General features: G+C 66.1%; 23 protein-coding genes, 1 tRNA gene and 1 other RNA gene. 10 read left to right on the top strand and 15 right to left on the bottom strand.

The genetic code is table 11. The annotated features are described in order from the left end of the window. The first annotated feature begins 42 nt into the window (after positions 1–42). The 4 genes from AC2JAJ_RS04845 to AC2JAJ_RS04830 are packed head-to-tail and all read left to right on the top strand — an operon-like array spanning position 43 to position 1,626. Positions 43–456, top strand: coding sequence for an MmcQ/YjbR family DNA-binding protein (locus tag AC2JAJ_RS04845; protein ID WP_486416672.1), 414 nt, complete (start codon positions 43–45; stop codon positions 454–456). 36 nt (positions 457–492) lie between these two features. Beyond that, the gene (locus AC2JAJ_RS04840) at positions 493–1,002 is read left to right on the top strand and encodes a DUF1990 domain-containing protein (RefSeq protein ID WP_486416673.1); all 510 of its coding nucleotides are present in this window, start codon (positions 493–495) and stop codon (positions 1,000–1,002) included. Beyond that, a complete protein-coding gene (locus tag AC2JAJ_RS04835) occupies positions 999–1,316 on the top strand; it encodes a putative quinol monooxygenase (protein ID WP_473695088.1) in 318 nt (105 codons plus the stop codon). The genes AC2JAJ_RS04840 and AC2JAJ_RS04835 overlap by 4 nt, the downstream gene beginning before the upstream one ends. A 16-nt stretch (positions 1,317–1,332) precedes the next feature. Beyond that, entirely contained in the window at positions 1,333–1,626 is a 294-nt protein-coding gene (locus tag AC2JAJ_RS04830; RefSeq protein ID WP_221385429.1) for a DUF503 domain-containing protein, read from the top strand. Between the two features lie 304 nt (positions 1,627–1,930). Here the strand turns inward: AC2JAJ_RS04830 and AC2JAJ_RS04825 are convergent, their stop codons facing one another. Further along, complete coding sequence (locus AC2JAJ_RS04825; protein ID WP_486414752.1) at positions 1,931–2,719, bottom strand: ATP-binding protein; 789 nt, start codon at positions 2,717–2,719, stop codon at positions 1,931–1,933. Further along, a complete protein-coding gene (gene istA, locus AC2JAJ_RS04820) occupies positions 2,709–4,259 on the bottom strand; it encodes an IS21 family transposase (protein WP_486414823.1) in 1,551 nt (516 codons plus the stop codon). Before istA ends, AC2JAJ_RS04825 begins: the two co-directional genes overlap by 11 nt. A 322-nt stretch (positions 4,260–4,581) precedes the next feature. On the opposite strand from istA, the gene AC2JAJ_RS04815 reads away from it, so the two are divergent. Then, positions 4,582–5,409: a type IV toxin-antitoxin system AbiEi family antitoxin gene (locus AC2JAJ_RS04815; RefSeq protein WP_486416674.1), complete on the top strand. Its 828-nt coding sequence runs from the start codon at positions 4,582–4,584 to the stop codon at positions 5,407–5,409. Positions 5,410–5,479: 70 nt separating this feature from the next. Here AC2JAJ_RS04815 and purL read toward each other — a convergent pair whose 3' ends face one another. Genes purL through purS form a run of 3 tightly spaced genes read right to left on the bottom strand, consistent with a single transcriptional unit; the run spans position 5,480 to position 8,812 of the window. Continuing rightward, entirely contained in the window at positions 5,480–7,789 is a 2,310-nt protein-coding gene (gene purL / locus AC2JAJ_RS04810; protein WP_486416675.1) for a phosphoribosylformylglycinamidine synthase subunit PurL, read from the bottom strand. Beyond that, positions 7,786–8,559 (bottom strand): phosphoribosylformylglycinamidine synthase subunit PurQ, encoded by a 774-nt coding sequence (gene purQ / locus AC2JAJ_RS04805; protein ID WP_486416676.1) that lies wholly within the window; start codon positions 8,557–8,559, stop codon positions 7,786–7,788. The genes purL and purQ overlap by 4 nt, the downstream gene beginning before the upstream one ends. Before the next feature lies 1 nt (position 8,560). Next, complete coding sequence (gene purS / locus AC2JAJ_RS04800) at positions 8,561–8,812, bottom strand: phosphoribosylformylglycinamidine synthase subunit PurS (RefSeq protein WP_486416677.1); 252 nt, start codon at positions 8,810–8,812, stop codon at positions 8,561–8,563. 265 nt (positions 8,813–9,077) lie between these two features. Between purS and AC2JAJ_RS04795 the strand changes: the two genes are divergently transcribed. Beyond that, positions 9,078–9,263: a hypothetical protein gene (locus tag AC2JAJ_RS04795; protein WP_486416678.1), complete on the top strand. Its 186-nt coding sequence runs from the start codon at positions 9,078–9,080 to the stop codon at positions 9,261–9,263. A gap of 271 nt (positions 9,264–9,534) precedes the next feature. Further along, positions 9,535–12,642 (top strand): S8 family serine peptidase, encoded by a 3,108-nt coding sequence (locus tag AC2JAJ_RS04790; RefSeq protein WP_486416736.1) that lies wholly within the window; start codon positions 9,535–9,537, stop codon positions 12,640–12,642. 102 nt (positions 12,643–12,744) lie between these two features. Here AC2JAJ_RS04790 and AC2JAJ_RS04785 read toward each other — a convergent pair whose 3' ends face one another. The 4 genes from AC2JAJ_RS04785 to AC2JAJ_RS04770 all read right to left on the bottom strand — a co-directional run bounded on the left by AC2JAJ_RS04785 (position 12,745) and on the right by AC2JAJ_RS04770 (position 15,116). Continuing rightward, positions 12,745–13,080: a serine protease inhibitor gene (locus AC2JAJ_RS04785; RefSeq protein WP_486416679.1), complete on the bottom strand. Its 336-nt coding sequence runs from the start codon at positions 13,078–13,080 to the stop codon at positions 12,745–12,747. Next, positions 13,077–14,000, bottom strand: coding sequence for a 3-methyladenine DNA glycosylase (locus AC2JAJ_RS04780; protein WP_486416680.1), 924 nt, complete (start codon positions 13,998–14,000; stop codon positions 13,077–13,079). The genes AC2JAJ_RS04785 and AC2JAJ_RS04780 overlap by 4 nt, the downstream gene beginning before the upstream one ends. After that, a complete protein-coding gene (locus AC2JAJ_RS04775; protein WP_473695101.1) occupies positions 13,987–14,556 on the bottom strand; it encodes an SSI family serine proteinase inhibitor in 570 nt (189 codons plus the stop codon). Before AC2JAJ_RS04775 ends, AC2JAJ_RS04780 begins: the two co-directional genes overlap by 14 nt. Before the next feature lie 95 nt (positions 14,557–14,651). Then, positions 14,652–15,116, bottom strand: a complete 465-nt coding sequence (locus AC2JAJ_RS04770) for a MarR family winged helix-turn-helix transcriptional regulator (protein ID WP_221385438.1) — start codon at positions 15,114–15,116, stop codon at positions 14,652–14,654. A gap of 79 nt (positions 15,117–15,195) precedes the next feature. Between AC2JAJ_RS04770 and AC2JAJ_RS04765 the strand changes: the two genes are divergently transcribed. After that, complete coding sequence (locus AC2JAJ_RS04765; protein WP_221385439.1) at positions 15,196–15,438, top strand: hypothetical protein; 243 nt, start codon at positions 15,196–15,198, stop codon at positions 15,436–15,438. Between the two features lie 171 nt (positions 15,439–15,609). Then, the gene (locus AC2JAJ_RS04760) at positions 15,610–15,825 is read left to right on the top strand and encodes a hypothetical protein (protein WP_221385440.1); all 216 of its coding nucleotides are present in this window, start codon (positions 15,610–15,612) and stop codon (positions 15,823–15,825) included. A gap of 87 nt (positions 15,826–15,912) precedes the next feature. Here AC2JAJ_RS04760 and AC2JAJ_RS04755 read toward each other — a convergent pair whose 3' ends face one another. The 5 genes from AC2JAJ_RS04755 to AC2JAJ_RS04735 form a co-directional block, all read right to left on the bottom strand. Further along, positions 15,913–17,271, bottom strand: a complete 1,359-nt coding sequence (locus AC2JAJ_RS04755; RefSeq protein ID WP_221385441.1) for an aspartate kinase — start codon at positions 17,269–17,271, stop codon at positions 15,913–15,915. A 159-nt stretch (positions 17,272–17,430) separates the two neighbouring features. Continuing rightward, a complete protein-coding gene (gene recR, locus AC2JAJ_RS04750) occupies positions 17,431–18,030 on the bottom strand; it encodes a recombination mediator RecR (protein ID WP_221385442.1) in 600 nt (199 codons plus the stop codon). 78 nt (positions 18,031–18,108) lie between these two features. Further along, a complete protein-coding gene (locus AC2JAJ_RS04745) occupies positions 18,109–21,726 on the bottom strand; it encodes a DNA polymerase III subunit gamma and tau (RefSeq protein WP_486416737.1) in 3,618 nt (1,205 codons plus the stop codon). Between the two features lie 21 nt (positions 21,727–21,747). Then, an RNA gene (gene ffs, locus AC2JAJ_RS04740) (signal recognition particle sRNA small type) lies at positions 21,748–21,844 on the bottom strand. A gap of 44 nt (positions 21,845–21,888) precedes the next feature. Beyond that, positions 21,889–22,212, bottom strand: a complete 324-nt coding sequence (locus AC2JAJ_RS04735; protein ID WP_486416681.1) for a YqfO family protein — start codon at positions 22,210–22,212, stop codon at positions 21,889–21,891. 312 nt (positions 22,213–22,524) lie between these two features. On the opposite strand from AC2JAJ_RS04735, the gene AC2JAJ_RS04730 reads away from it, so the two are divergent. Next, positions 22,525–22,609 (top strand) — tRNA-Ser (locus AC2JAJ_RS04730). Positions 22,610–22,699: 90 nt separating this feature from the next. On the opposite strand, the gene AC2JAJ_RS04725 is transcribed toward AC2JAJ_RS04730, so the two are convergent. Further along, a complete protein-coding gene (locus AC2JAJ_RS04725) occupies positions 22,700–23,623 on the bottom strand; it encodes an oxygenase MpaB family protein (RefSeq protein ID WP_501053390.1) in 924 nt (307 codons plus the stop codon). Positions 23,624–23,673 lie beyond the last annotated feature (50 nt).

Raw genomic sequence — 23,673 nt, 5'->3', positions numbered from 1 at the left:
CGCAGACTAGCACCGCGGGGCCGGGCTTTATAGGCTTCCTTCATGGACCCCGCCGCCTTGAGGAAAATCTGTCTTTCCTTTCCCGGCGCCTACGAGGACTTCCCCTTCGGGCCGGAGACATCGGTGTTCAAGGTCCGTGCCCAGGTTTCCGGCGGGGCCAGGCATGAGGCCAAACTCTTCGCGCTGTCGTCGATGGACGTGCGCGACTTCTACGTCAATCTGAAGTGCGAGCCCGCCCTGGCAGTCCAGCTGCGTGCGGTACATCCCGAAATCACGGGGGCGTGGCACATGAACAAGACGCACTGGAACGGCATCCGCCTGGACGGGTCGCTGCCGGACGACATGGTCCGTGACATGGTGGAAGACTCCTACGACCTGGTGGTTTCCGGTTTGAGCAGGAAACAGCAGGAGCAGCTGGGCTGGGCACGCCTGGGCGGGGCAGGAACGGATGACTGACAGGGGCAGGTTTTGGGTGCACTGAATTATCCCGGAGTGGGAGGTACCGAACAGGGGACCGCCCCGGAAGGGTTCGACCGTGTCCTGGAAGAGGCCCGGCTGGGCAGCGGCCTCGCGGTCTACCGGCGGGTGGCAGAGGGCATCCTGGCCTGGGAGCTGCAGCGCCGGGCCGGACTTCGGGTCAGCGCGGATTCACCCACGGCGGTACCCGGGGCGCGGGTGGTGAGCGGCTTCGGCGTCGGGCCCCTCCGCCTGAACGCGCCCTGTGAGGTGGTGTGGGTCCACGAGCCCTCGCCGAACGGTGTGCCGCAGTCGGCGGGGTTCGGCTACGGGACGCTGCCTGGCCACCCCGCCCGGGGCGAAGAGTCTTTCGAAGTGGAGATCAACAGCCAAGGGGAGGTCCGGCTCCGGATCCGCGCCTTCAGCCGGCCCGCGAACTGGTTCTACGCGGCCGGCGGAATGGTGACCCGTGCGGCGCAACGCCTCGTGACGGGCCGGTACATTGAAGGGGCACGCAGACTCGCCCAGGAAGGACCCGCCCAATGATTTTTATCGTCGTTAAGTTCAAGGTAAAGCCCGACTGGTCGGAGCGCTGGCTGGACCTGGTGGACGACTTCACCAAGGCGACGCGGCAGGAGCCGGGCAACCTGTGGTTCGACTGGTCCCGCAGCGTGGATGACCCGAACGAGTTCGTCCTGGTGGAGGCGTTCAAGGACGATGCCGCCGGCGACCACGTTAACAGCCGCCACTTCAAACAGGCCATGGCCGACATGCCCCAGGCGCTCGCCGAAACACCCCGGATCATCAGCCGGCAACTCGAGGGCGAAGGCTGGGACCTGATGGGCGAACTCACCATCTAGCAGGAAGGCCTGGAGCATGTGGATCGGCTGGAGTGAGTTCGACATCCTCCTCGGGGACGTGCACAGCCTGAAGGAGAAACGCTCCGTTGTCAGGCCCCTCCTGGCCGAACTTAAGCGCCGCTTCGAGATCTCCGTCGCGGAGGTCGGGGACCACAGCCAGTACCGGCGCACACAGCTTGGCGTTGGCCTCGTGGCAGCGGACCGGCCCCACCTCGTGGAGGTGCTGGCCGCCGTCGAACGTTTCGTGGCGGGCCGGCCGGAGATCGAGCTGCTCAGCGTGCGCCAGCGGGAGCTCCACAGCGAGGACTGACCCCCATCGATTGCTCCGTGGACGCCCTTTTGAGACACCAAAAGGGCGTTTACGGAGCAGTGGATGAGAGGTGTGGATAACTTCTGCGGGTTCTGGCCCCTTCTGGTGTCATGGACCGATGAAGACCCCACGCCCACTTCCGGACGATTTTCAGGGCTGTCAACGGCAACTTAGAAATGACCGGTGGCGGCAGGTTGGTTTGCCCGCTGGCGGCAGGTGTTTGACCGGTCGCGGCAAGTATTTTTGGACAGGGTCAGGCGCCCCGGGCGTGCCGGGTTTTGGGGCGCCTGACCGGGGTTTTGGGTTAGCTCATCGGGCGGGTTCCTTTCCCGTTTTGGGCTTGCATGAGCCTGACGGACTCGCCGCTGGTTTGGCAGAGGTGGGCGTGGTGGAGAAGCCGGTCCACGGTCGCGGTGGCGATGGTTTTGGGCATGAGCTCATCGAACCCGGAGGGGTGGATGTTCGAGCTGATCGCCAGGGACCGCTTTTCGTAGGAGGCTTCCACGACCCGGTAGAAGCCCTCGACTGCGTCGGCGGAGACCGGCAGCAGGCCTATGTCGTCGATGCAGATCAAATCCACGTTCGTGGCGCGGGTGATGGCTTTGTTGACGCTGTCATCGATGCGGTGCCGTCGCACGAGAGCGCCGAGGTCTTCCATGCTGAGCCAGGACACGGACATGCCCTGATCGATGGCCAGTTGGCCGAGGGCTTCCAGAAGCAGGGTCTTGCCGGTGCCGGAGGGCCCGCAGGCAATCAGGTTCTCCCGCCGCCGCACCCATTCCAGGGTCCGCAGGAACGACGTTGTTGCAGCCGGCAGGGTGGAGAGGGCTTCGTCCCAGACATCGAAGGTCTTCCCGGTGGGGAATCCGGCACGTTTGCGCCGGGTGGCCAGCATCGAGGCGTTCCGGCCGGTGGCTTCGGCTTCGAGCAGGACGCGGACGACTTCGGTGGGGTCCCAGCGTTGGGCTTTCGCGGTGGCAAGGACCTCGGCGACCACAGCGCGGGCGTGCGGCATCCGGGTCGTGCGCATCAGCGCGATCACGTTCTCCACCGCCGCGTCAGCCAGGGGCGGGGTCATGGTGTTAGCGCTCATCGATGGCTCCTTCAAAGTCTTCATCGCTGGTGGTGTTAGGGGCGGTGCCGAAGTTGGCCCAGGCGCTGGTGCCCTGACTCAGCCACCGGCCCTGGTCGGTGACGGTGTGGGTGGCCCCGGTCGTGTGGCTTTTCCCGTTGCCGGTGTTGACGATGGAGATCAGGTCCTCGTGGGTGAAGCGCTGGTGCACCGCTGCCGCTCCCAGGCCCTTGTCGACCTCGTCGGCGCCAAGGACCTTGGCGAGGGTGACGGCGCGTTCCATTTTGTGCCGGATCTTCTGGGTGCCCGCGGCGGCGGCTTCCTTGAGCCAGAGCGCGGCGCCGGCGCCGAGGGCCAGGAACTCCTCCTCTGCCTTGTTCGTCGGGCGGATCACCCGTTCCAGGGCCCCTGCAGGGGCGGGCGGGAAGTGGGTCTCGATGATCGCGGGGATGCCGGGGCGGGTGAGCTTATGCCGGGCGACCTCGACCGGGCCGGAGTCCCCGACGTGGACGATGATCACCTCGGTTTCGGTGCCCCGTACCCACACCATCTGACCCATCAGGGTGTGCGGGACGGAGTACCGGGATTGCTGGAAGGTGATCATGGGCATGTTCGGCGGGACCTGCCGGGTATGGCCGAAACTCGCCGTCACCGGGGTCGCCGGGACCGGGTGCAACCGGGGCTGTTCGAGAACCCGGAGCATGTCCTTCGGGATCTCAAGAGTGGCCCGGTGCACCCGCGAATTCACCTCCTCCATAAACACCTCACAGGCCGCCTCCAGCTCGGCGAAAGACCGGTACTCGGGCAGCAGATTGGTCTCTTTCGGGACGAGGTCGGCTTTGGCGATCTTCACCGCGTTCTCCACCCCGCCCTTCGAGGCCGGGTCCGCCGGCAGACACGTCTGCAGCGAGGTTGAATAGTGCCTCGCGAAGGCCACGATCTGATGGTTGCGGACCGGGACCCCGGCGACGTGCTCGACCGTGACGGTCTTCTCGTTATCCGTCAAAATGTAGGTCGGAACCCCGCCGATCAGCCGGAACGCCCTGTCCAGGGCGGCGAACACGCTCGGCATGGTCTTATCCCGCAAAGCAATCACAATCCGGAACCGGGAGAAGGCCAGCCAGGCCACGAACAGCACGGTCTTCACCCCGTCAACGACGGGTCCGTCGCCGTAGTCATACTGAAGCCACAGACCCGGCTCAGGAGTCCAAGGACGGTGCACACGCACGTTCCGGGCCCGGTATTTCGCCTTCAGTTCAGCCAGCGTGGTCCTGGTCGTCCGCTCACACCCGGTGAACCCCAAAGCGACAAGTTTCTCATGCACCACATCGCCGCGGATCTTCCCGCGGGACTGCTCGACCCAGGAGATCAACTGTGGCAGGAACGGGTCAGTCATCCGGCCGCGCTGCCGGGCCACCGGCGCCTGCGCACCGTCCTGGCGGGCTTTCACATAAGAGCGGACCGTGTTGTGTGAGACGCCGCAGATCTTCGCGGCATCCCGGTACGACCGGGTTAAATCGTAAGCAGCTAAAATTTCCATGAACTCTCCTGGAGACTTCACAACGAGCCCCTTCCTTCCCACAACGGGTGAAACACAGACGATTGGCATCGCCATTTCACCGCGGAAGGAAGGGGCTCTCCCCGTAACGACACGAGGGATGGACAAGAGGAATCCCAGCACGCCTAGCCACACACCGTGGCCTACTGCTGTCCAAAAATGCTTGCCGCCGCTGGTCAAAACCACTGCCGCGAACGGTCAACCAGTTTTGCCGTCTCCGGTCAGTTTAAAGTTGCCGCTTACACAGGGCCGTCCATTCACTACAGGCGAGGCAATCCGCGCCGGGATATCACCCAAGCAACTGCGGCACCGTCAGCTGCGTCGCATGGGGAAGGGCATCAGATCGGGATGTCCGACGGCGGAGCTTCCGCTGAGCGCACGGGTCCGGCCTTTCATTGAAATCAACCAGCTTTGTGCTGCCTCGCACGTTACGGCTGCGGAGCTTCACTCGCTGCCGCAACGGCGCCGGGACGAGACCCTGGACGCCTACCACATCATCCGTCCCGCGGGCGCAGCCCACCTGGACAGGCCCCACGTCATCGTGCACCGCATGAAGCTCTACGAGGACGAAGTCACCACAATTGACGGAGTTCCAGTGACGACGCCGATTCGGACCTGGCTCGATATGGCTGAGCTGCTGTCCGTCGATGAGCTCGTAGCGATGGGGGACAGCTGCGTCCGTGTGCCCAGGCTGGATTTTGAAGGCCGGGACACGCCGCTGTGCAGCATAAGGGACCTGCAGGGGGTTGTCGACAGGCACCGGGGGAAGCGGGGGCTCCTGAAGGCGAAGGAGGCTCTGAAACTCATCCGGGTCGGATCGGATTCGCCGCAGGAAACCATGCTGCGGCTCGCCATCGTCCGCGCGGGGCTGCCGGAACCCGAGCTGAATGTTCCGATCATTACCGGGGACGGCGTCAGGCATCATGAGCCGGACTTGTCGTACCGCAAATACAAGATCGGCATTGAGTACGAGGGCGAACACCACGGCGAGGAAAGCCAGATCGCCAGGGACATAGCGCGCTCGGAACGGTACACCGCCTTGGGCTGGACGGAGGTCAGGATCTCCAAACGACACATGCTCAATGACGCCAAACCGGCCGCGGCCAAAGTTTTGGTTGCGTTGGCGCAGGCCGGCTGGCGGCGGGGTTCTTAAAAACGATTGCTCCGCAGCGGCCGTTTTGAAGGTTCAAAAGGGCAGCTGCGGAGCAATCGATAGGGGGGTCTTAGCCGAAGTACTTCGGCAGGGTCCCCTCGTGGGCTTCGCGGAGGGCGTCGAGGGACAGGGCCTCCACGCCGTTGATCTCCAGCGTGCCGCTGGCTGCGTCCACCACGCCGATGCGGGTGTGGGCGAAGCCGCGGGCGGTGCACATGTCGGTGAAGCGGACTTCCTCGGAACGGGGAACACCCACAACAGCGCGGCCCTGGGATTCGGAGAAGAGCGCCGTGAACAGGTCCACGCCGTCCCGGTCCATAACGTCCTGCAGGGCGATCCGGGCACCCACGCCGTAGCGCAGCGAGGACTCCACCAGTGCGGCCGCGAGCCCGCCTTCGGAGAGGTCGTGCGCGGCGTCGATCATGCCGTCGCGGGAAGCGTTGATCAGGATCTCCCCCAGGGCGCGTTCGGCCTCGAGGTCGACCTTTGGCGGCTTTCCGCCCAGGTGGCCGCGCATGTTGGCCCATTCGGAACCGTCCAGCTCGGCGCCCGTGGTGCCCAGCAGGTAGATGGCCTGGCCGTCCTCGCGCCAGCCCGACGGCGTGCGGCGGGCGACGTCGTCGAGCTTGCCCAGGACTGCCACCACGGGGGAGGGGTGGATGGGCGTGGTGCCCGTCTGGTTATAGAGCGAGACGTTGCCGCCGGTGACCGGGATGCCCAGCACCATGCAGGCGTCGGACAGGCCGCGGATGGCTTCGGCCAGCTGCCACATGACGTCCGGGTCCTCGGGGGAGCCGAAGTTCAGGCAGTCGCTGACGGCCATGGGGATGGCGCCGGCGGTGGCGACGTTGCGGTAGGCCTCGGCCAGTGCCAGCTGGGCGCCGTGGTACGGGTCCAGGTAGGTGTAGCGGCCGTTGGCGTCGGTGGCCAGGGCAACGCCCAGGCCGGTTTCCTCATCCACGCGGACCACGCCGGCGTCGTCGGGGAACGCCATGGAGGTGTTGCCGCCCACGTAGCGGTCGTACTGGTTGGTGATCCAGGACTTGGAGCACATGTTCGGCGATGCCACGAGTTCAGTCACGGCGGCAGCCAGCGAGGCCGGGCTGGCCGGGCGGCCGGCGTCCTGCACGGAGCCGGTGAAGGTGTCCGCCTGGACGGCGTCCTGCCACTCGGGGCGGGCGAACGGGCGGTCGTAGACCGGGCCGTCGTGTGCCACGGTGCGGGGATCGACGTCGACAATCACGTCGCCTTCCCAGGTGATGATCAGGCGGCCGGTGTCGGTCACTTCGCCGAGCCAGGAGTACTCCACGGCCCACTTGTCCATCACGGCCTCGAACGCTTCCACGTTCTCCGGCGTGACAACGGCCATCATGCGTTCCTGTGACTCGGACATCAGGATCTCGCCCGGGGTCAGCGTGGGGTCGCGCAGCAGGACCGCGGTCAGCTCAACCTGCATGCCGCCGTCGCCGTTGGAAGCCAACTCGGACGTGGCGCAGGAGATGCCGGCGGCACCGAGGTCCTGGATGCCTTCCACCAGGGAGCCCTTGAAGAGCTCCAGGCAGCACTCGATGAGGACCTTCTCGGCGAACGGGTCGCCCACCTGCACGGCGGGGCGCTTGGACGGCTTGGTTTCGTCAAAGGACTCGGAGGCAAGCACCGAGGCGCCGCCGATGCCGTCGCCGCCGGTGCGGGCACCGAACAGGACCACCTTGTTGCCCTTGCCTGACGCGTTGGCCAGGCGGATGTCCTCGTGCCGCATGACGCCCACGGCGAGGGCGTTGACCAGCGGGTTGCCCTGGTAGACGGAATCGAACACCATCTCGCCACCGATGTTGGGCAGGCCCAGGGAGTTGCCGTAGCCGCCGATGCCGGCCACCGCACCGTGCATGACGCGCGCGGTATCCGGGTGGTCGATCGCGCCGAAGCGCAGCGGGTCCATCACGGCCACCGGGCGGGCGCCCATGGAGATGATGTCGCGGACAATGCCGCCAATGCCGGTCGCCGCACCCTGGTAGGGCTCAACGAACGACGGCGAGTTGTGCGATTCGATCTTGAAGGTCACGGCCCAGCCGTCCCCCAGGTTGGTGACGCCGGCGTTTTCGCCGATGCCCACCAGCATGTCCTTCTTCATTTCCTCGGTGACCTTCTGGCCGAACTGGCGCAGGTGGTTCTTGGAGGACTTGTAGGAGCAGTGCTCGCTCCACATGACGGAGTACATGGCCAGTTCGGCGCCGGTGGGGCGGCGGCCCAGGACCTTGACGATCTCGTCGAACTCGTTCCGCTTCAGGCCCAGCTCGGCCCAGGGCAGTTCGGTGTCCGGGGTCTTGGCGGCGTTCTCGACGGTGTCGATATTGAACTTCTTGGTGGTTTCGGTGGTCACTTGTCGCCTCCCACAATCTTGTTCAGGACGGAGGTGAAGAATCCGAGGCCGTCGGTGTCGGAACCGCCGATCCCGTCGAGGGATTCCGGTCCAAAACCGGGTTCCACTGCATGCTCGGGGTGCGGCATGAGGCCCACCACGTTGCCGGCGGCGTTGGAGATGCCGGCGATGTCGCGCCGCGAACCGTTCGGGTTGAAGCCCACGTAGCGGAACACCACGCGGCCTTCGGCCTCAAGGGCGTCCAGGGTCTTCTCGTCCGCGATGTACTGGCCGTCCTGGTTCTTCAGCGGGATGGTGATCTCCTGGCCCGCCTCATAGTCCAGCGTCCAGGCAGTGTTGCTGTTCTCAACACGCAGCACCTGGTCGCGGCACAGGAACTTCAGGTGGTCGTTCTTGATCATCGAACCGGGCAGCAGGTGCGACTCGGTGAGGATCTGGAATCCATTGCAGATGCCCAGCACCGGGAGCTTCGCGTCGCTGTTGGCGGCGTCGATGATCTTCGACATCAGGGGTGCGAAGCGGGCAATGGCGCCGGCGCGCAGGTAGTCGCCGTAGGAGAATCCGCCGGGAATGATGACGGCGTCCACGTCACCAAGCTGGGAAGCGCCGTGCCAGAGTTCGACGGCGGTGCCACCGGCCAGGCGGACGGCGCGTGCGGCGTCGCGGTCATCGAGGGTGCCGGGGAAAGTGACGACGCCGATCTTCGCGCCCGCGAGGCGGGGATTTGCGGCGACGGCGATGGCCTCGCCGATCAGGGGAAGTTCAGTCATCTCAGGCCTCGATGACCTCGACGTTGACGACGTCTTCGATCACGGGGTTGGAGAGCAGGGTCTCGGCGGCGTCGCGGGCCTGGGCCAGGATGTCCTCGGTCACCTCGCCGTCGACAGTCAGTTCAAAACGCTTGCCCTGGCGGACAGCGCTGAAGCTGGTGAAGCCCAGCCGGGGCAGAGCGCCAACGATTGCCTTCCCCTGCGGGTCCAGAATCTCGGGCTTGGGCATGACGTCAACAACGATCCGGGGCATCCGGTAACTCCTGTGCGTGAGCTTGGGTAAGGGCGCAGCGGAGTGGTGCCGTCTCACGCCTACCAGGATCTTGGGGACAGTTGGGCAACTGCCGTGGTCAACGATGAGGTGGGGCGCTCCGCGAGCTTGCCCTCTTATTCTACCGGGCGGCGCGGACCCCTTTGTATTCCATGAAATCGGGGCCGGGAGACGGCGGGAACCCTCCCTGCCTGGTGCCGCCTGTGGAGTTCTGGAGTTGCCCGCCTGCCTTCATTAGGATTGCGGCATGGCTGAGAATTCCAAGTCCCTCCTGTTGCCAATGGTTGCCGCGGCTGTGTTCGCCGGCCTGGGCCGCATGGTGTTCCAGAAGGTCAAAGCTGACCGCGTGGCCCGCCAGAGCAATGTAGCCGGGCCGGTGGATGAGAAGACCAGGCAATGGATCAGTGAGGTAGTGCGTACGCCGCGGCCTTAGCGCGAACAGTCGTAATGGTCCCTTCCGGGCGCCCTTCGGGGCGCCTTTTTCGTGCCCTGCCGAGGCTGCTGCCGGGTCGTATGACAATCAGAGATAGTTCTCTGTTTCCTATGTCATATCTTGCTATCAGTCTGTAATCTTTGAGCAGTCTGGTCTCACCAAATTACAAGATCTGTAATTTCCTCTGGCGTGCCAGTCGTTAGGCCGCCCCTCATTGACTGGGCGGCACCTCGTGAAAGGGTTGAGCGTGAATTCAACTGGAAAGAGCCCCTTGCGGGCTGGGGGACTCCGGAAGGCTGCGGCGCTTGCCGTCGGGCTGCCCCTTCTCCTTGGGTCGTTGGTGGCTGGCCCCGCATCGGCGGCACCGGAAGGCCGGGGGCAAGGGGATACGGCCGCCGGCGCCCAGGGCACTCAGTTCAAGGACGGCCGGTACATTGTGGTGCTGGCCGGACCGGCAGCTGCTGCTTATGAAGGCCAGACCCCGGGGCTTGGAGCAACCAAGCCGCAGCAGGGCAGGAAGCTGGATGCGGGCAGCGCCAACTTCAAGGCCTACGACGCCCACCTGCGCCAGCAGCAGCGTGACGTCGCTGCCGGTCAAGGAGTGACCCCTGCCAAGCAGTACACCGCTGCGCTGAACGGGTTCACCGCAGCATTGACCGCGGCGCAGGCCGCCGCGCTGTCGAAGGACAGCCGGGTCCTGGTGGTGGCGCCCGACGTCGAGAACAAGCCGGACTACACCACCACCGACTTCCTCAAGCTCACCGGCCCTGAGGGCATGTGGGCAACGCAGTTCGGCGGGGAGGCAAATGCCGGAAAGGGCGTGGTGGTCGGTGTCATCGACTCCGGCTACGCTCCGGACAACCCTTTCCTCCAGGGTGAACCTGTCGCACCCCTGCAGGGCAAGCCGCAAATGGGGGTCCCTTACCGCACCGGCGAAGGCAGGATCGCCATGCTGAAGGCGGACGGCACCACCTTCGAGGGCGAATGCCAAAAGGGCCAAGGAAGCGGGGCGGCGTTTGATGGCTCGCTGTGCAACTCAAAAGTCGTCAGCGCCCGCTACTTCGCTGATTCCTTCCTCCAGTACGTTGCCCCGGAGAACCGGGCGTCGGAAGAACTCATTTCCCCCGTGGACGTGGGCAGCCACGGCACGCACACCGCCACCACCGCCGCCGGCAACGCCAATGTCGAACAGGTGATCGACGGCGCCAGCTTCGGCAAGAGCTCGGGCGTGGCACCCGCCGCGAAGGTCTCCGTCTACAAAGTCTGCTGGGAGGACACCAACCCGGATACCGGCGGTTGCTACTCCTCTGCTTCAGTAGAGGCCGTGGATGCAGCCCTCAAGGACGGGGTGGACGTCCTGAATTACTCCATTTCGGGAAACAACAACAACACCACTGATCCTGTGGCGCTGGCATTCCTCAATGCCGCCGCTGCCGGCGTCTTCGTCTCCGCCTCGGCAGGCAACTCCGGCCCCGCGGCTTCCACTGTCAACCACGCCTCGCCCTGGCTCACCACTGTGGCTGCTTCCACTTTCCCCAGCGACCTGCTCGGAACCGTCAAGGTCTCTGACGGTTCGCTGTACCGCGGGGCATCCATCATGAAGACGGAAGTGGCTGACAAGCCCACGGTCATTGCTGCGGCGGCCGCTGCCGCAGGCGCCACCAATGCCAACCTCTGTGCTCCGGGCTCACTGGATCCGGCGAAGGTGGCAGGCAAGGTGGTGGTCTGCGACCGCGGTGTCGTGGACCGGACGGCCAAGAGCCAAGAGGTCCTGGACAAAGGCGGCGTGGGCATGATCCTGGTGAACCTCACCAGCAGCTCCGAGGACGCGGACAACCACGTGTTGCCGACCGTCCACGTCAACGCGCCCAAGAGCCTGGAACTTAAGTCCAAGCTGGAAGGAAACCCGGCGCTGACCGTCAGCCTGGTGAAGGGCGACTTGACCGGGCTGCCGCCGGCTCCCGCACCGCAGATCGCAGGGTTCTCGTCCCGCGGCCCCACCCTTGCCTCCGGCGGCGACCTGCTCAAGCCGGACATCGCCGCGCCGGGCGTCAACGTCCTTGCCGGCGTCTCCACCATCGGCAACGACGGTGACCAGTTCGGATTCATGTCCGGCACGTCCATGGCGGCCCCGCACATTTCCGGCTTCGGTGCCCTGGTGCTGGGCAAACAGCCGTCATGGAGTCCCGCGATGGTCAAGTCCGCGATGATGACCACCGCCTACCCGCTGGTCAACGCTGACGGCTCGGCCAACACCGATCCCTTCCAGGGCGGAGCGGGCCACATCGATTCCACCCGCGTGCTCGATCCCGGCCTGGTGTACAACTCGGGCGTCCAGGACTGGCTGGCATTCCTCAACGGCCAGGGTGTTGAAACGGGTGCTCCGCAGGCGGGCTCCATCCCAGCCCGCGACCTCAACCTGCCGTCGATCGCGCTGGGCAGCCTGGTGGGGGAAGTCCAGGTGAAGCGGAAGCTCACGGCACTGGTCCCGGGCCTGTACCGCCCTGAGGTGAACATGCCGGGCTTCAACGTGACGGTGGAACCCCAGGCGTTGAACTTCGCCAAGGCCGGCCAGACCCGCGAGGTGACCCTCACCATCCGTAACGCCAGCGCTCCGATGGGCAAGTTCAGCACCGGAACCCTGACCTGGAAGGGGCCGAGGACGGTGTCCTCACCGATCGCCGTACGCCCCGTTGATGCCCAGGTTGCGCCGTCGTTCTCCTTCAGTTCGCCCACCGGGACCGGCAGCGGTTCCATGGAACTGGTATCCGGCTCGGACAGCCCCATCGCGGTGGGCGTGGAGGGCCTGGCACCGCTGAGTCGGACGGCCATCACCAAGACGCCGGGCGAATATGCTCCCACGAACGACGCGCACAATGCCCTGCTGCAGGTGAAGGTGCCGGCCGGTGCCTCCTTTGCCCGGATGGGCGTCCAGGCACAATCGGACGACGTCGACTGGGACATGGTGGTGTACGCACCGAACGCTTCGGGTGGGCTGACGGCGACCCAGGTGGCGACGGCCTCCGCCAGCGAGTTCCTGGACATTGACTCGCCCCGGGCGGGCACGTACTACGTGGTGGCAAACCTGTACTCCACGCCGGACAACGGGCCGGCCACGGCTTCCGTCCAGGCGGTGACGTTCGCCGGGGATGCCGGCAATCTCACCGTCGATCCGAACCCCATCGTGGCTCCGAACGGAACGGCAACATCGGCAACCCTGGCTTGGACCGGCCTGTCCGAGGGATCCTACCTCTCACGGCTGAGCCTGGGCGGGAACGGCGTCAGGACCTGGGTGAACGTGCAGGTGGGGTCTGGCTCTGCCGCGGCCCCGGCCGGCGCTCCGCAGCTCGGCCTGGCACAGGCGGTGCCCGCCAGCTGACGCGCCAGGATCTGGGGGGAAGGTCCCGGGCGGTCGGCAACCGCCCGGGACCTTTTTCATCCCTGCGGCCCCGTGTTGGCTTCGCAGCGTGCGGCAATGCACTCAGGCGGACGTGCCGCCTCCCAACAGCGGAGCCATGGCGTTCCAGCGGGCAATCTCGCAGCCGTCCGTGCGGCTGAAGACAGAGTCCACGGGGCGGCCGTCGATGGTGCCGGTCACCGTCGCGACCTGCGGACCGCCGTACTGCTGGGTGCACAGCTTCGGAGGACCCGGCACCGGGAAAAAGATGGCTTCGCCGAACTGTTCCACGGCGGCGAGTGCCGCTTCCGGATCCGGCACGGTGGTGGCGTCGGCGGGGCGGCCATCCCTGGCCACCAGGCGGAAGACGTATTCGGGGGAGTCGGCATCCGGCCGGACGCTGACAGTCAGGTCGATCATGAATGCTGCCAGGCCATGACCGCGTTGAGTTCCCGGGCCAGCCTTTCCCGCAGCACCGAGGCCTCTGCGGCGAATGCCCGCTGGTGCTCGACATAGGCAGCCTTGCCCTGCGGCGTTTCGATGGGAATCGCAGGGTATCCCCATTCCGCAAGGTCGTACGGTGACGCCTGCATGTCCATGGCCCGGATGCGCCACGACAACTCGAAACAGTCCATGACCAGTTCGCTTGGCAGCGCCGGCAGCAGCTTGTAGGCCCACTTGTACAGGTCCATGTTGGCGTGCAGGCAGCCCGGCTGCTCCAGGTGGCGCTGGCTCTCCCGGGTGGGTGTGAGCTCGTTCAGCGGGAGCGCGTCCGGAGTGTAGAAGCGGAACGCGTCGAAGTGGGTGCACCGGATTTTGTTGTCCTCCACCACCTTGTCGGTGCCGGCCGCTCCCAGCCTCAGCTGCAGGTATTCGTGGCGAAGGTCGAACTTGTCCTGGCGGTACACCATGGCCCACTCATGCAGGCCGAAGCAGCCAAACTGTGCCGGACGTGCAGCGGTACCGCGGAGGATGATGCCGGCGAAGGCCACCGCATCCTTCCGGTCGGCCAGGAAGGCCGCCCGGTCGAAGGTGACCGCGGTGCTTCCCGCCGGCAGCCCCAGGAAGGCAAGCTCGCCGTCGTCGAGCGTCCTGTAATGCTTCCAACTGCGCCGCAGCGCCGCCTGCTCATCGGTCAGGACCGTCCCGGCCCCCGGGTGCCAGCGCCTCAGCTGGCCCGGCTTTTGCGTGTAGTAGGTGAACAGGAAGTCTTCCACGGGATGCTTTTGTCCCGCGGACCGGCGGGCAAGGTAGGGATCGGCGTAGCGGCTGACACGTTGCAGGTGGGCTTCCTCCCTGCTCCGCCCGATGTCCGCCGCCAGGAGGCTAAGAGGCTCCACCCGCGGTACCCAACACGTCCTTGGCGGCTTCCCATGCGCTGATTTCACACCCGTCGGTCCGTGCAAAGGAGGCATCAACGGCAACTCCGTCCACCACTCCTGTCACGGTCGCCTTCTGCGGGCCGCCGTACTGCTGCGTGCAGGCCTGGGCGCTCCCTTGGGTGGCTGGCGCCAGGATGGCAGGGTTCGCCTTCAACGCCGCGCAGGCTGCGGCCGCGTTGGGGTGGCTGCTTTCCGCGGCCGGCGTTCCGGCGGTGCAGACCAAGGTGTAGTCGAGTTGGGCTGCGCCTTCGGACGGCACGACGGTGATGGCCAGTTCGGCATTTCCCTGGCCCGGTCCGGGCGACGGCCGGGACGTGGGCGGTGCCGGGGCCGGCACCGAGGTCTCGGTGTCGGGGGACGGGGTGCCAGGGGTGGATGGCGGGGTGGCAGGGGAAGAACCGGAGGGGGCCGGGGAAGATGGGCCCGACGACGAGCCTTCCGGGGTGCCGGAACAGCCGGAGACCAGCCCGGCACCAAGCGCCAGGACTGCAGCGAACAGCCGCACTTTATGCATCAGGCCACCTCTCCCGCACGCGATGATTTTCGTCCGCTAATTCTAGTCATTTGCGCGCCCGGGGCCACTGCGGCCGCGACAAGCGCCGGCGCCCGCTACGAAGCGCTCCCTCCCGATGTGGCAGCGATCAACCCCATCATGGAAGCATGCAGTTCGGTGACCTGTTCCCGGCTCAGCCCCAGCCGCTCCATCATGGTGCCGGGCACGTTGAGCGCCTGCTGCCTCAGCGCGGCGCCTTCGGGAGTCAGTTCGACGGCGAGGGCCCGCTCGTTTCCGTCCGCGCGGCGCCGGGTGATCAGCCCGGCTGCTTCCAGCCTGCGGAGCAGGGGAGAGATGGTGGCCGGTTCCTGGGCAAGGGCTGCACTGATGTTCTTCACTGTCCGCGGGCTTGTTTCCCAGAGGCAGAGCATCACCAGGTACTGCGGATGCGTCAGGTTGAGCTTCTCCAGCACGGGCTTGTAGGCGCCCACAACGCTGCGTGCAGCTACCGTCAGGGCGAAGCAGAGCTGGTGTTCCAGCAGCAGGTCTTCATCCTGTGCCGTGTCGACGCTCGTCGTCATTGATCCTCCAATTGTTAGTGCACTAATAGTTAGTGTACATTTCTAAGCAGGAAACGCAGTAAGTGGAAGGAACCGCTTCATGGACAGGGCCAGATCAGGGCAGAAGGGCAACGCCTCCCAGCGCTTCATGCGGGCGACGGGGAAGCTGAGGGCCATCTTCGGTCCGGCAAGCCGAACCTCGCTGGCGCATGACATGACGGAGGAGAACCGCAGGCTGCTGGCCCAGCGGCAGGCCGAAACCCAGCAGTGGGAGACCGTCACCAGGCCGGACGGCAGCACCTACGTCGTGCCGAGGAACCCGGAAGACCGCTCCCTGCGCTGATCCGCACGGGCTGACCGTCCCGCCCTGCAACACCGCGGACGGGGGTGGCGGACGCCATTCTTCCCCCGCCTGCCGGCGCCTTTTTCCCACGGCGGGTTTAAACTGGGGGCACTGGCTCCCGCCGGAGGCAGCGGCACTTTCGCCCGAGGCTCGGGAAGGGGGTGGAAAACAGTGGCACATGTCCTCAGTGGTTTCATGGGCCTGACTGAAAGGCTCCGTTTCTTCTTCGGTCCTGCTACCCGACTGGACGCCGACACGCCCGTCGTACACAAGCACGACGAATTTGAGCAGGCCTCCGAAGAGGAGCTCTCGCACTTCGTGGTTGAAACCGACTCATCCGGCCACCACTACGCCGTGCGCCGCGAAGACCTGGAAAACGAAGGCTGACATCCTTATCCAGGCCCCTTAAGTACACAAAAGCCGGGCCGTCCTTCCAATGGAACGAAAGGACGGCCCGGCTTCTTGCTGCCTTGCTTAGCGGCCGGTCCCGCCGTAGACGGTGGCTTCGCTCTCGCTGTCCAGCCCAAATGCCTTGTGGATCACCCGGACGGCCTCGTCCAGCAGGTCCGCATGCGTTACCACGGAGATGCGGATCTCGGAGGTGGAGATCATGTTGATGTTGATGCCGGCGTCCGACAGCGCCTTGAAGAACGTGGCCGAAACACCGGGATGGGACCGCATGCCGGCACCGATCAGTGACAGCTTGCCGATCTGCTCGTTGTACTCGATCGACTCGAAGCCGATCTGGTCCTGGGCGGCGTGCAGTGCAGCCAGGGCATCGGCACCTTCAACGATCGGCAGGGTGAAGGAGATATCGGTCTTGCCCGTGCCGTGGGTGGACACGTTCTGGACGATCATGTCGATGTTGGAGTGGGCGTCCGCAATGACCTGGAAGATCGCGGCAGCCTTGCCGGGAATGTCGGGGACGCCGACCACGGTGACCTTGGCTTCTGAACGGTCATGGGCAACGCCGGAGATGATTGGCTGCTCCAAGGCAACTCCCTCTTGAGTGGTGATCTTGTCTTCGGCGCTGGGGATGACCCAGGTGCCTTCGTGCTGGCTGAATGAGGAACGGACGTGCAGCGGGACACCGAACCGGCGGGCGTATTCGACGCAGCGCAGGTGCAGGATCTTCGCGCCCGAGGCCGCGAGCTCCAGCATCTCCTCGCTGGAGATGGTGTCGATTTTCTGGGCCGAAGGGACAACGCGGGGATCGGCGGTGAAGATGCCGTCAACGTCCGTGTAGATTTCGCAGACGTCCGCTTCCAGGGCGGCTGCCAGCGCCACCGCCGTGGTGTCGGAGCCACCACGGCCCAGGGTGGTGATTTCGTTGGTGGCCCGGGTCATGCCCTGGAACCCTGCAACGATGGCGATGTTCCCCTTGTCCAGGGCCGTGCGGATCCGGTGCGGGTCGACGTCGATGATCCGGGCCTTGCCGTGGATCCCATCCGTGATCATGCCGGCCTGGGACCCGGTAAAGGACTGTGCGGACGCGCCGAGCTTGTTGATGGCCATGGCCAGCAGGGCCATGGAGATGCGTTCGCCGGCCGAGAGCAGCATGTCCATTTCCCGGGCAGGCGCGGAATCGGTGACCTGTGCGGCGAGGTCCAGCAGTTCATCCGTCGTATCGCCCATGGCCGAAACGACCACTACAACCTCGTTGCCGGCCTGCTGGGCGTCAACGACGCGCTTGGCAACGCGCTTGATGCCGTCCGCGTCCGCCACGGAGGAGCCACCGAATTTCTGCACGATGAGCTGTTTGGTCACCGCTTTGCCGGCGGACGGCACCTGCGGCTGTGTTGCGTTGTGCACTTCGGTGGTGGGCGTACTCATGCGCATACCTTCATTGGATCAATTGGAGTTCTGGAGGCTTGGCAGCCTGACGCCGGGCCGGCGCGACTTCCTTTCGACAGTTTATCGCCGTGCGAAGAGCGGCGCTGAATTGTGACCGCATGCCGGTCCCCGCCCGAGGCGCACGGGCGGGGGCAGCCGTTAGCCGAGGGCGTTCCGGCGACCCTCGAAGGCCCGTCCGAGCGTGACCTCGTCGGCGTACTCCAGATCCCCGCCCACCGGCAGCCCGGATGCCAGGCGGGTGACGGTGATGCCGATCGTCTTGAGCATGCGGGCCAGATAGGTGGCCGTTGCCTCACCCTCCAGGTTCGGGTCGGTGGCGATGATGACTTCCTGGATCTCGCCGTCGTTCAGCCTGGTGAGCAGTTCGCGGATCCGCAGCTGCTCGGGACCAACGCCGGCAATGGGATTGATGGCGCCGCCCAGCACGTGGTACCGGCCGCGGAATGATCGGGTGCGTTCGACAGCGAGGACGTCCTTGGACTCCTCAACCACGCAGATGACTGAAGGGTCGCGGCGGGGGTCCCGGCAGATGTTGCACTTTTCCTGCTCAGTAACGTTGCCGCAGACCGTGCAGAACTTGACCCGCTCCTTCACCGTGGTGATGGCCTCGACCAGCCGCTTCATGTCCTGGGGGTCCGCTTCGAGGATGTGGAACGCCAGCCGCTGCGCGGACTTGGGGCCCACCCCTGGAAGGCGTCCGAGCTCATCGATCAGCTCCTGGACAGCACCTTCGTACACGTTTCCCTCTTTAGCTTGGTATGGATGGCGGGTAAATGGATCGGCAGTTCAGCCGGGCGTGCCTTGGCGTGGCCGGCGTCAGTACCGTGGCGGCACGGGGCTTCCGTCCAGGGACCGCTCCTCGATCAGTTTCCCGCCCAGGATGCGTTCCACCGCGGCCCGGCCGAACACACCCGACTCCTCAATGGTTTCGTCGTCGGCGCTCGGTATGTCCTGGACGTATGAAGTTGCCGCCGCAGTGCTGGAGGGCGCCTTGGCGCGGCCCGCAGCAGCCTCCGGGCTGTTGGACAGCCGCTGGTAGAGGCTTTGCCGGGTTTCCGTGCGTGCCGCAGCGGGTGCACTGCCGGGAGTTGCGGGACGTATGGGAGCGACGGCGGGTGCGGACCCGGCGGAGGCCATCGCAAATTCCGGGGCCGGGGCAGGTTGGGACGTCGACGGCGGACGGGACCCTTGGGTGCCGTCGGCAGAGGCTGCGGTGGGCTGGCCCGGCGACGCCCAGCCAGTTCCAGACGCAGCAGCGGGCGCAGTCACGGGAATGGATGGAGGAACCTGTGCGGTGGCCGGTTCGTAGCGGGGAATCTGGACAGGTCCGCTTGATTCGGGCTGGCCCGCAGCAGGGACAGCTGCCCCCACGTTGCTCTTATCTCCGACCACCCACACGCCTGGGGCCTGCTCCACAGCCCGTGTCCAGGGGTCGTGTGCGGCGGGCTGTCCTGTGCCGCCTGCACCCCGTGTGCCGGTGGTGATTCCTGCCCCATGGGAAGGTGCCTCAACGGAATCCTTGGCCCCGCCGGCGGACTGCTGGGGGGTTTCCCGTGCAGCATTTGGTGCGGTGGCACGGCTGCCCGGACGTGGTGACGGTTCCCAGTCCATGGGAGGTTCCTCGTCCAGCGGGGGAGCGTCCTCGTCCCGAGCGGGTCCCCAGTCATCGTCCGAGTAGGAGTAGTCACCGCCGGCGTCGGGGTATGCGGATGGCGCAGGCTGCGCGGCGCTGGAAGCGTCGCCGAGCGCCGAACCACCTGCATGCGCAGGAGAGGATGCCGGGCTGGAGGTTCCCGCGTTCGCCGTTGCCGCGGCAGCGGGCGTGTGGGAAGCCGGCGGGTTGGCCGGTGCTGCCTGGATAGATGGCGCTGCCTGGGATGGCGCTGCCTGGGATGCCGCTGCCTGGGATGCCGCTGCATGGACGGCCGTGGTGGCTTCTGCAGGGGCGGGGGCTGCAGCGGAACTGCCGGAACCGCGGGGTCCGCCGCCGGGCGCCCCGGCATGTGCCCGGGCCTCCGGGTGGCCGGGCCGGCCGCTGGCAGCCGCACTGCCGGCCTGTTCGCCAAAGCTCCGGTCTCCACCGGGTTGAGTCCCAAGGTCCTGGACCCCGGCATCCGGGCCGGTGCCTGGGCGGCGAGGGGTGTCCATGGCGGAGGGCGCCGGAGCCAGTCCCCACGCGACGTCAGCTGAAGTGGCGGGAACCACCGGGCTGGCCGGCGCTTTTGGGTTTGGGTCAGAGCTCGATTGGCCGGCGCCGCGTTGCTGGCCGGCGCCGCCCGGTTGGCTGGCGCCGTTCGTTTGGCTTGGGCCGCTCGATTGGCTGGCGCCGCCCGCCACGGCGTTGATCTGGCAGTCAATCCCCACCGTCTTGTGGATGGCTTGCCGCAGGTTCTCCGAGTGGTCCGCGCGGCCGAAAGCGCCGGCAAGTCCCTGGGTGGTGAAGGACAGCGTCAGGACGCTGCCGTCAAAGGAGCTGACCTGGGCATTGGGCTCAACAAGGGCCCACGTGCTGCGCTTGATCTTGGACAGCGTCTGCAGGACGTCAGGCCAGGCCCTGCGCAGGACTTCCACATCACCCATCGCCGACGGTGCGGCAGGCGCGGAACCGGCGGGTTGCTCCCGGTGTCCGTCCTGGGCCTGCGGGTTGACGGTGGCCGGGCTTCCGTGGGCTTGGGTCGCAGGAGCCGGGGTTTCCCGTTCCCTGGTTTCCGGGGCCGGGGTGTGCCTGTCCGTGGCCTGCCGGGGTTGAGTTTCCGGGGCCGGGGCCTGCCGCGCCGGGGTTTCCGGAACCTGCGGTCCGTCAGCGGGCGCATGCGGCGCGGCAGGGGCGGCCGACCGTTCCGCGGTGGGTGCATGGCGGGCAGCGGTTTCATCAACCGGCCAATCCTTCGTGCTCACCCGCGGCGGCGTCAGCGGGGTACGCAGGCCCGCAGGAGCCTGAGCGCCCTGGGTATCCAAGGGCGCGGGCGCAGCGGCAACCGGGGGATTTTCTGCGCCGCTGGTTTCGGAGCGGTGGATTTCCGAGCGGCTTTCCGGGCGCGCGTTGCTATCCGAGCGCGCGTTGGAGGTGCGGCCGGGCAGTTGTTGCTCCGGTGCCACGGCGGCGCGGCCATCCTGTTGAACCGGGCCTGCTGCAGCGAGGGGGCCAGCTACTTGCTGCACGGGCTGCCGCGCTGGCGCCTGCGTTGCCTGGGCCTGGTTCGGAGACAGGGCCGGGGCGCCGACGTCATTGCCCGCATAGTTGAGGCGCCGTTCAACGCGGTCAATCCGCGCAGCCATCCCGCGCTCATTCTGTTCGGCGCTGGGGAGCAGGATCCGGGCACACAGCAGTTCAAGGTGCAGCCGAGGGGATGTTGCGCCCGTCATTTCGGTCAGGGCGGTGTTGGTGACATCCGCAGCGCGGGAAAGTTCCGCAGCCCCCAGGTTGTGGGCCTGGTTCTGCAGGCGGGCGATCTGGTCCGCCGGCATCCCGCGCAGGATGACGTGGGCGCTCTCAGGCATGGCCTGGACGATGATCAGGTCCCGGAAGCGTTCCAGCAGGTCCTCGACGAACCGGCGCGGATCGTGGCCCGTCTGGATGACCCGGTCCACAGCACGGAAGACCGTTGCAGCATCGGAAGCGGCAACGGCTTCCACGACGTCGTCCAGCAGCGATGCATGGGTGTAGCCGAGCAGGGCCACCGCAAGCTCGTAGTCCAGCCCGTTGGGCCCGGCACCGGCCATGAGCTGGTCCAGCACGGAAAGCGAGTCACGGACCGAACCGCCGCCGGCCCGGATGACCAATGACAGCACGCCGGGAGCCACCGGAACGTTTTCCTGCTGGCACAAAAGTTCGAGGTAGGCCATCAGCGGTTCCGGCGGCACCAGCCGGAACGGGTAGTGGTGCGTCCGGGAGCGGATGGTTCCGATGACCTTGTCCGGCTCGGTGGTGGCGAAGATGAACTTGATGTGTTCCGGCGGCTCCTCCACGATCTTCAGCAGGGCGTTGAACCCGGCTGAGGTGACCATGTGGGCTTCGTCGATGATGAAGATCTTGTAGCGGTCCCGCACGGGAGCGAAGGTGGCGCGTTCGCGGAGGTCCCGGGCGTCGTCGACACCGCCGTGGCTGGCAGCGTCGATCTCGATGACGTCCAGCGATCCAGAGCCGCCGCGGGCCAGCTCCACGCAGCTGGGGCAGGTGCCGCAAGGGGTATCCGTGGGGCCCTGCGCGCAGTTGAGGCAGCGGGCCAGGATGCGGGCGGAGGTGGTCTTGCCACAGCCCCTGGGGCCGGAAAAAAGATAGGCGTGGTTGACGCGGTTCTTCCGCAGGGCCGTCATCAGCGGCTCGGTGACGTGCTCCTGACCGATAACGTCGGCGAACGAGTCGGGACGGTATCTGCGGTACAGGGCGGTAGTAACTGTCACAGAGAAAACCCTACCAATCCGGGCTGACATCATGCCGCCCTGTGGGGGAATAGTAAAGACCCCCCATGCACCCGCCAGAGCCCGTCTACCCTTGCTACCTTCCGGTCCTGGGGGAGTTCAACAGGATGACGCCACATGAGGGGCCGTCAGATACTTTACCCGAACATTCGGCGCGACTCGAATCGGGCGTACTTACCGCCAGCCCTCCACAGGCCAGGTCATGAAGGCTGGCTCCTCATAGGGGTGGGCAGTCCGCAGCGCAGCCACCACGGCGGCCAGCACCTGTTCCTCCACGATGCATTCGACGCGTTCTTCAGCCACGGTTTCCGGCCTGCCGGGCTGGCCGAGGTAGGGCTGGGCGCCCTCGTGCGGAGTGAACCTCCCGGTCCCCGCCGTGACGAAGGAGCAATGGGAGTAGTTTCCCAAGCGGCCCGCTCCGGCGTCGCCGATGGCATCCAGAACCTGCCCGGTGTGCGACGCCGGGACATAAACCACCAGTGCGTGCAGCTCAGCCATGGAACCTATAGTGCACGATGACGGCCCAACCGCTGCGGTTTCCATTGCTTATCCCGGCGCGACGCACGATCATGGAAATGTACACCGATTGGGGCAATCTCGAGATTGTGAGCTGTGTGGCCTGGCTTTGCGGTGCCGGACCAAGCAGTTCAACGGCGTACCCGCGGGAATGGGCGCGTTGGGGGCGCCCATTTTCCAGTTTAAGGCAGCAATCGGCACCTGCCGGCGTCGAAAACGCCCCTCCCGGCGCTCAATTGGGCGTTGCGGGAAAGTTCAGGTAGTCTAGTACCTGCTTTTGATTCAGAAGCAGTTGGAGAATTCGCCTAGCGGCCTATGGCGCACGCCTGGAACGCGTGTTGGGTTAACGCCCTCGGGGGTTCAAATCCCCCATTCTCCGCCGGTCAGGAACCCGGCCCCGGTACACCGGGGCCGGGTTCTTTCGTTTTCCCGCGTGCCCGCGGTGCCGGCGATGATCAGGCAGCGACGGTCACGCAATGCCGGCCGAGGGCTCACCCAACCGCCGCAGGCGTTCCCTAGCCGCGTTTTCGCTGGGACTTCTGCGGCCCAAGGCGAGACGGACGACGCCGAGCACCGCCTTGGTTGCCGCCCGCACGGGGAGGGGGAATGGGCCGAGCCGTGGAACGGAGACTCCAAGCATGCTGCGGTACCTGGGCTCCAGGGTGTAGACGGCACTGGCGAACAGCACCCGGTAGCCGGGACGAAGCAGGGGGTGCAACGGTGGATTGCGGATGAATTGCACGGTTTCAGCCACCCTGTCGTCCGTCCGCAGCTGGTCCTGTGCGTACCAGCGATCCAACTCATTTCGCATTTCCGCTTCCGTAAGCGGTGGATCCTCCACTCCCATCAGCCTGCCGGCCTGGGCCCACTCCCGCACATAGGCGTCAGGGCCGCCCGGGATGGGACCTCCGTACACCTTGTGGGCCGTGAGGAAAGCGTCCGTGAAGGCGAGGTGGATCCAGCGTGCGAGGCCGGGATCGTTGGCGCTGTAGGTTCGCAGGCCGCCCGCGTTGTCCCGGTACGTCCCCTGGACAGGCATGTGCAGGTGTCGGACGCGTTCGGACGCATCTTCAGCAGCGGCCTTGGAGCCGTAGGTGACGGTGAAGATCCAGCGGATGGTGTTGGCCAGGCGCCGGAGGGGGTCTTCACGGAAGTTGGAGTGCTCGTGCACACCGGCCAGAGCGCCGGGGTGCAGCGACTGCATGAGCAAAGCGCGGATACCGGCCACGATGGGCGTCATGGAGCCGTGGACCGCCCACACTGCCGACCCGGCCAGGTGGTATCCGGCGTCATTGCCTTCCGCCAGGCGCAGCGACCATTCAGGTGGACCGTCTGCCTTGCCTGAGAAGGTCTTCCTCAGTTCGTCCTGCCAGATGCGAAGGACATTGCGCATGACCTATTGTTGCCCATTTTTCCGGCGCCGGAAGGGCTCTCGCAGGTCCA

Source organism: Arthrobacter sp. MOO21 (assembly GCF_057369995.2).
This window is presented reverse-complemented; position numbering and strand designations above follow the sequence as displayed.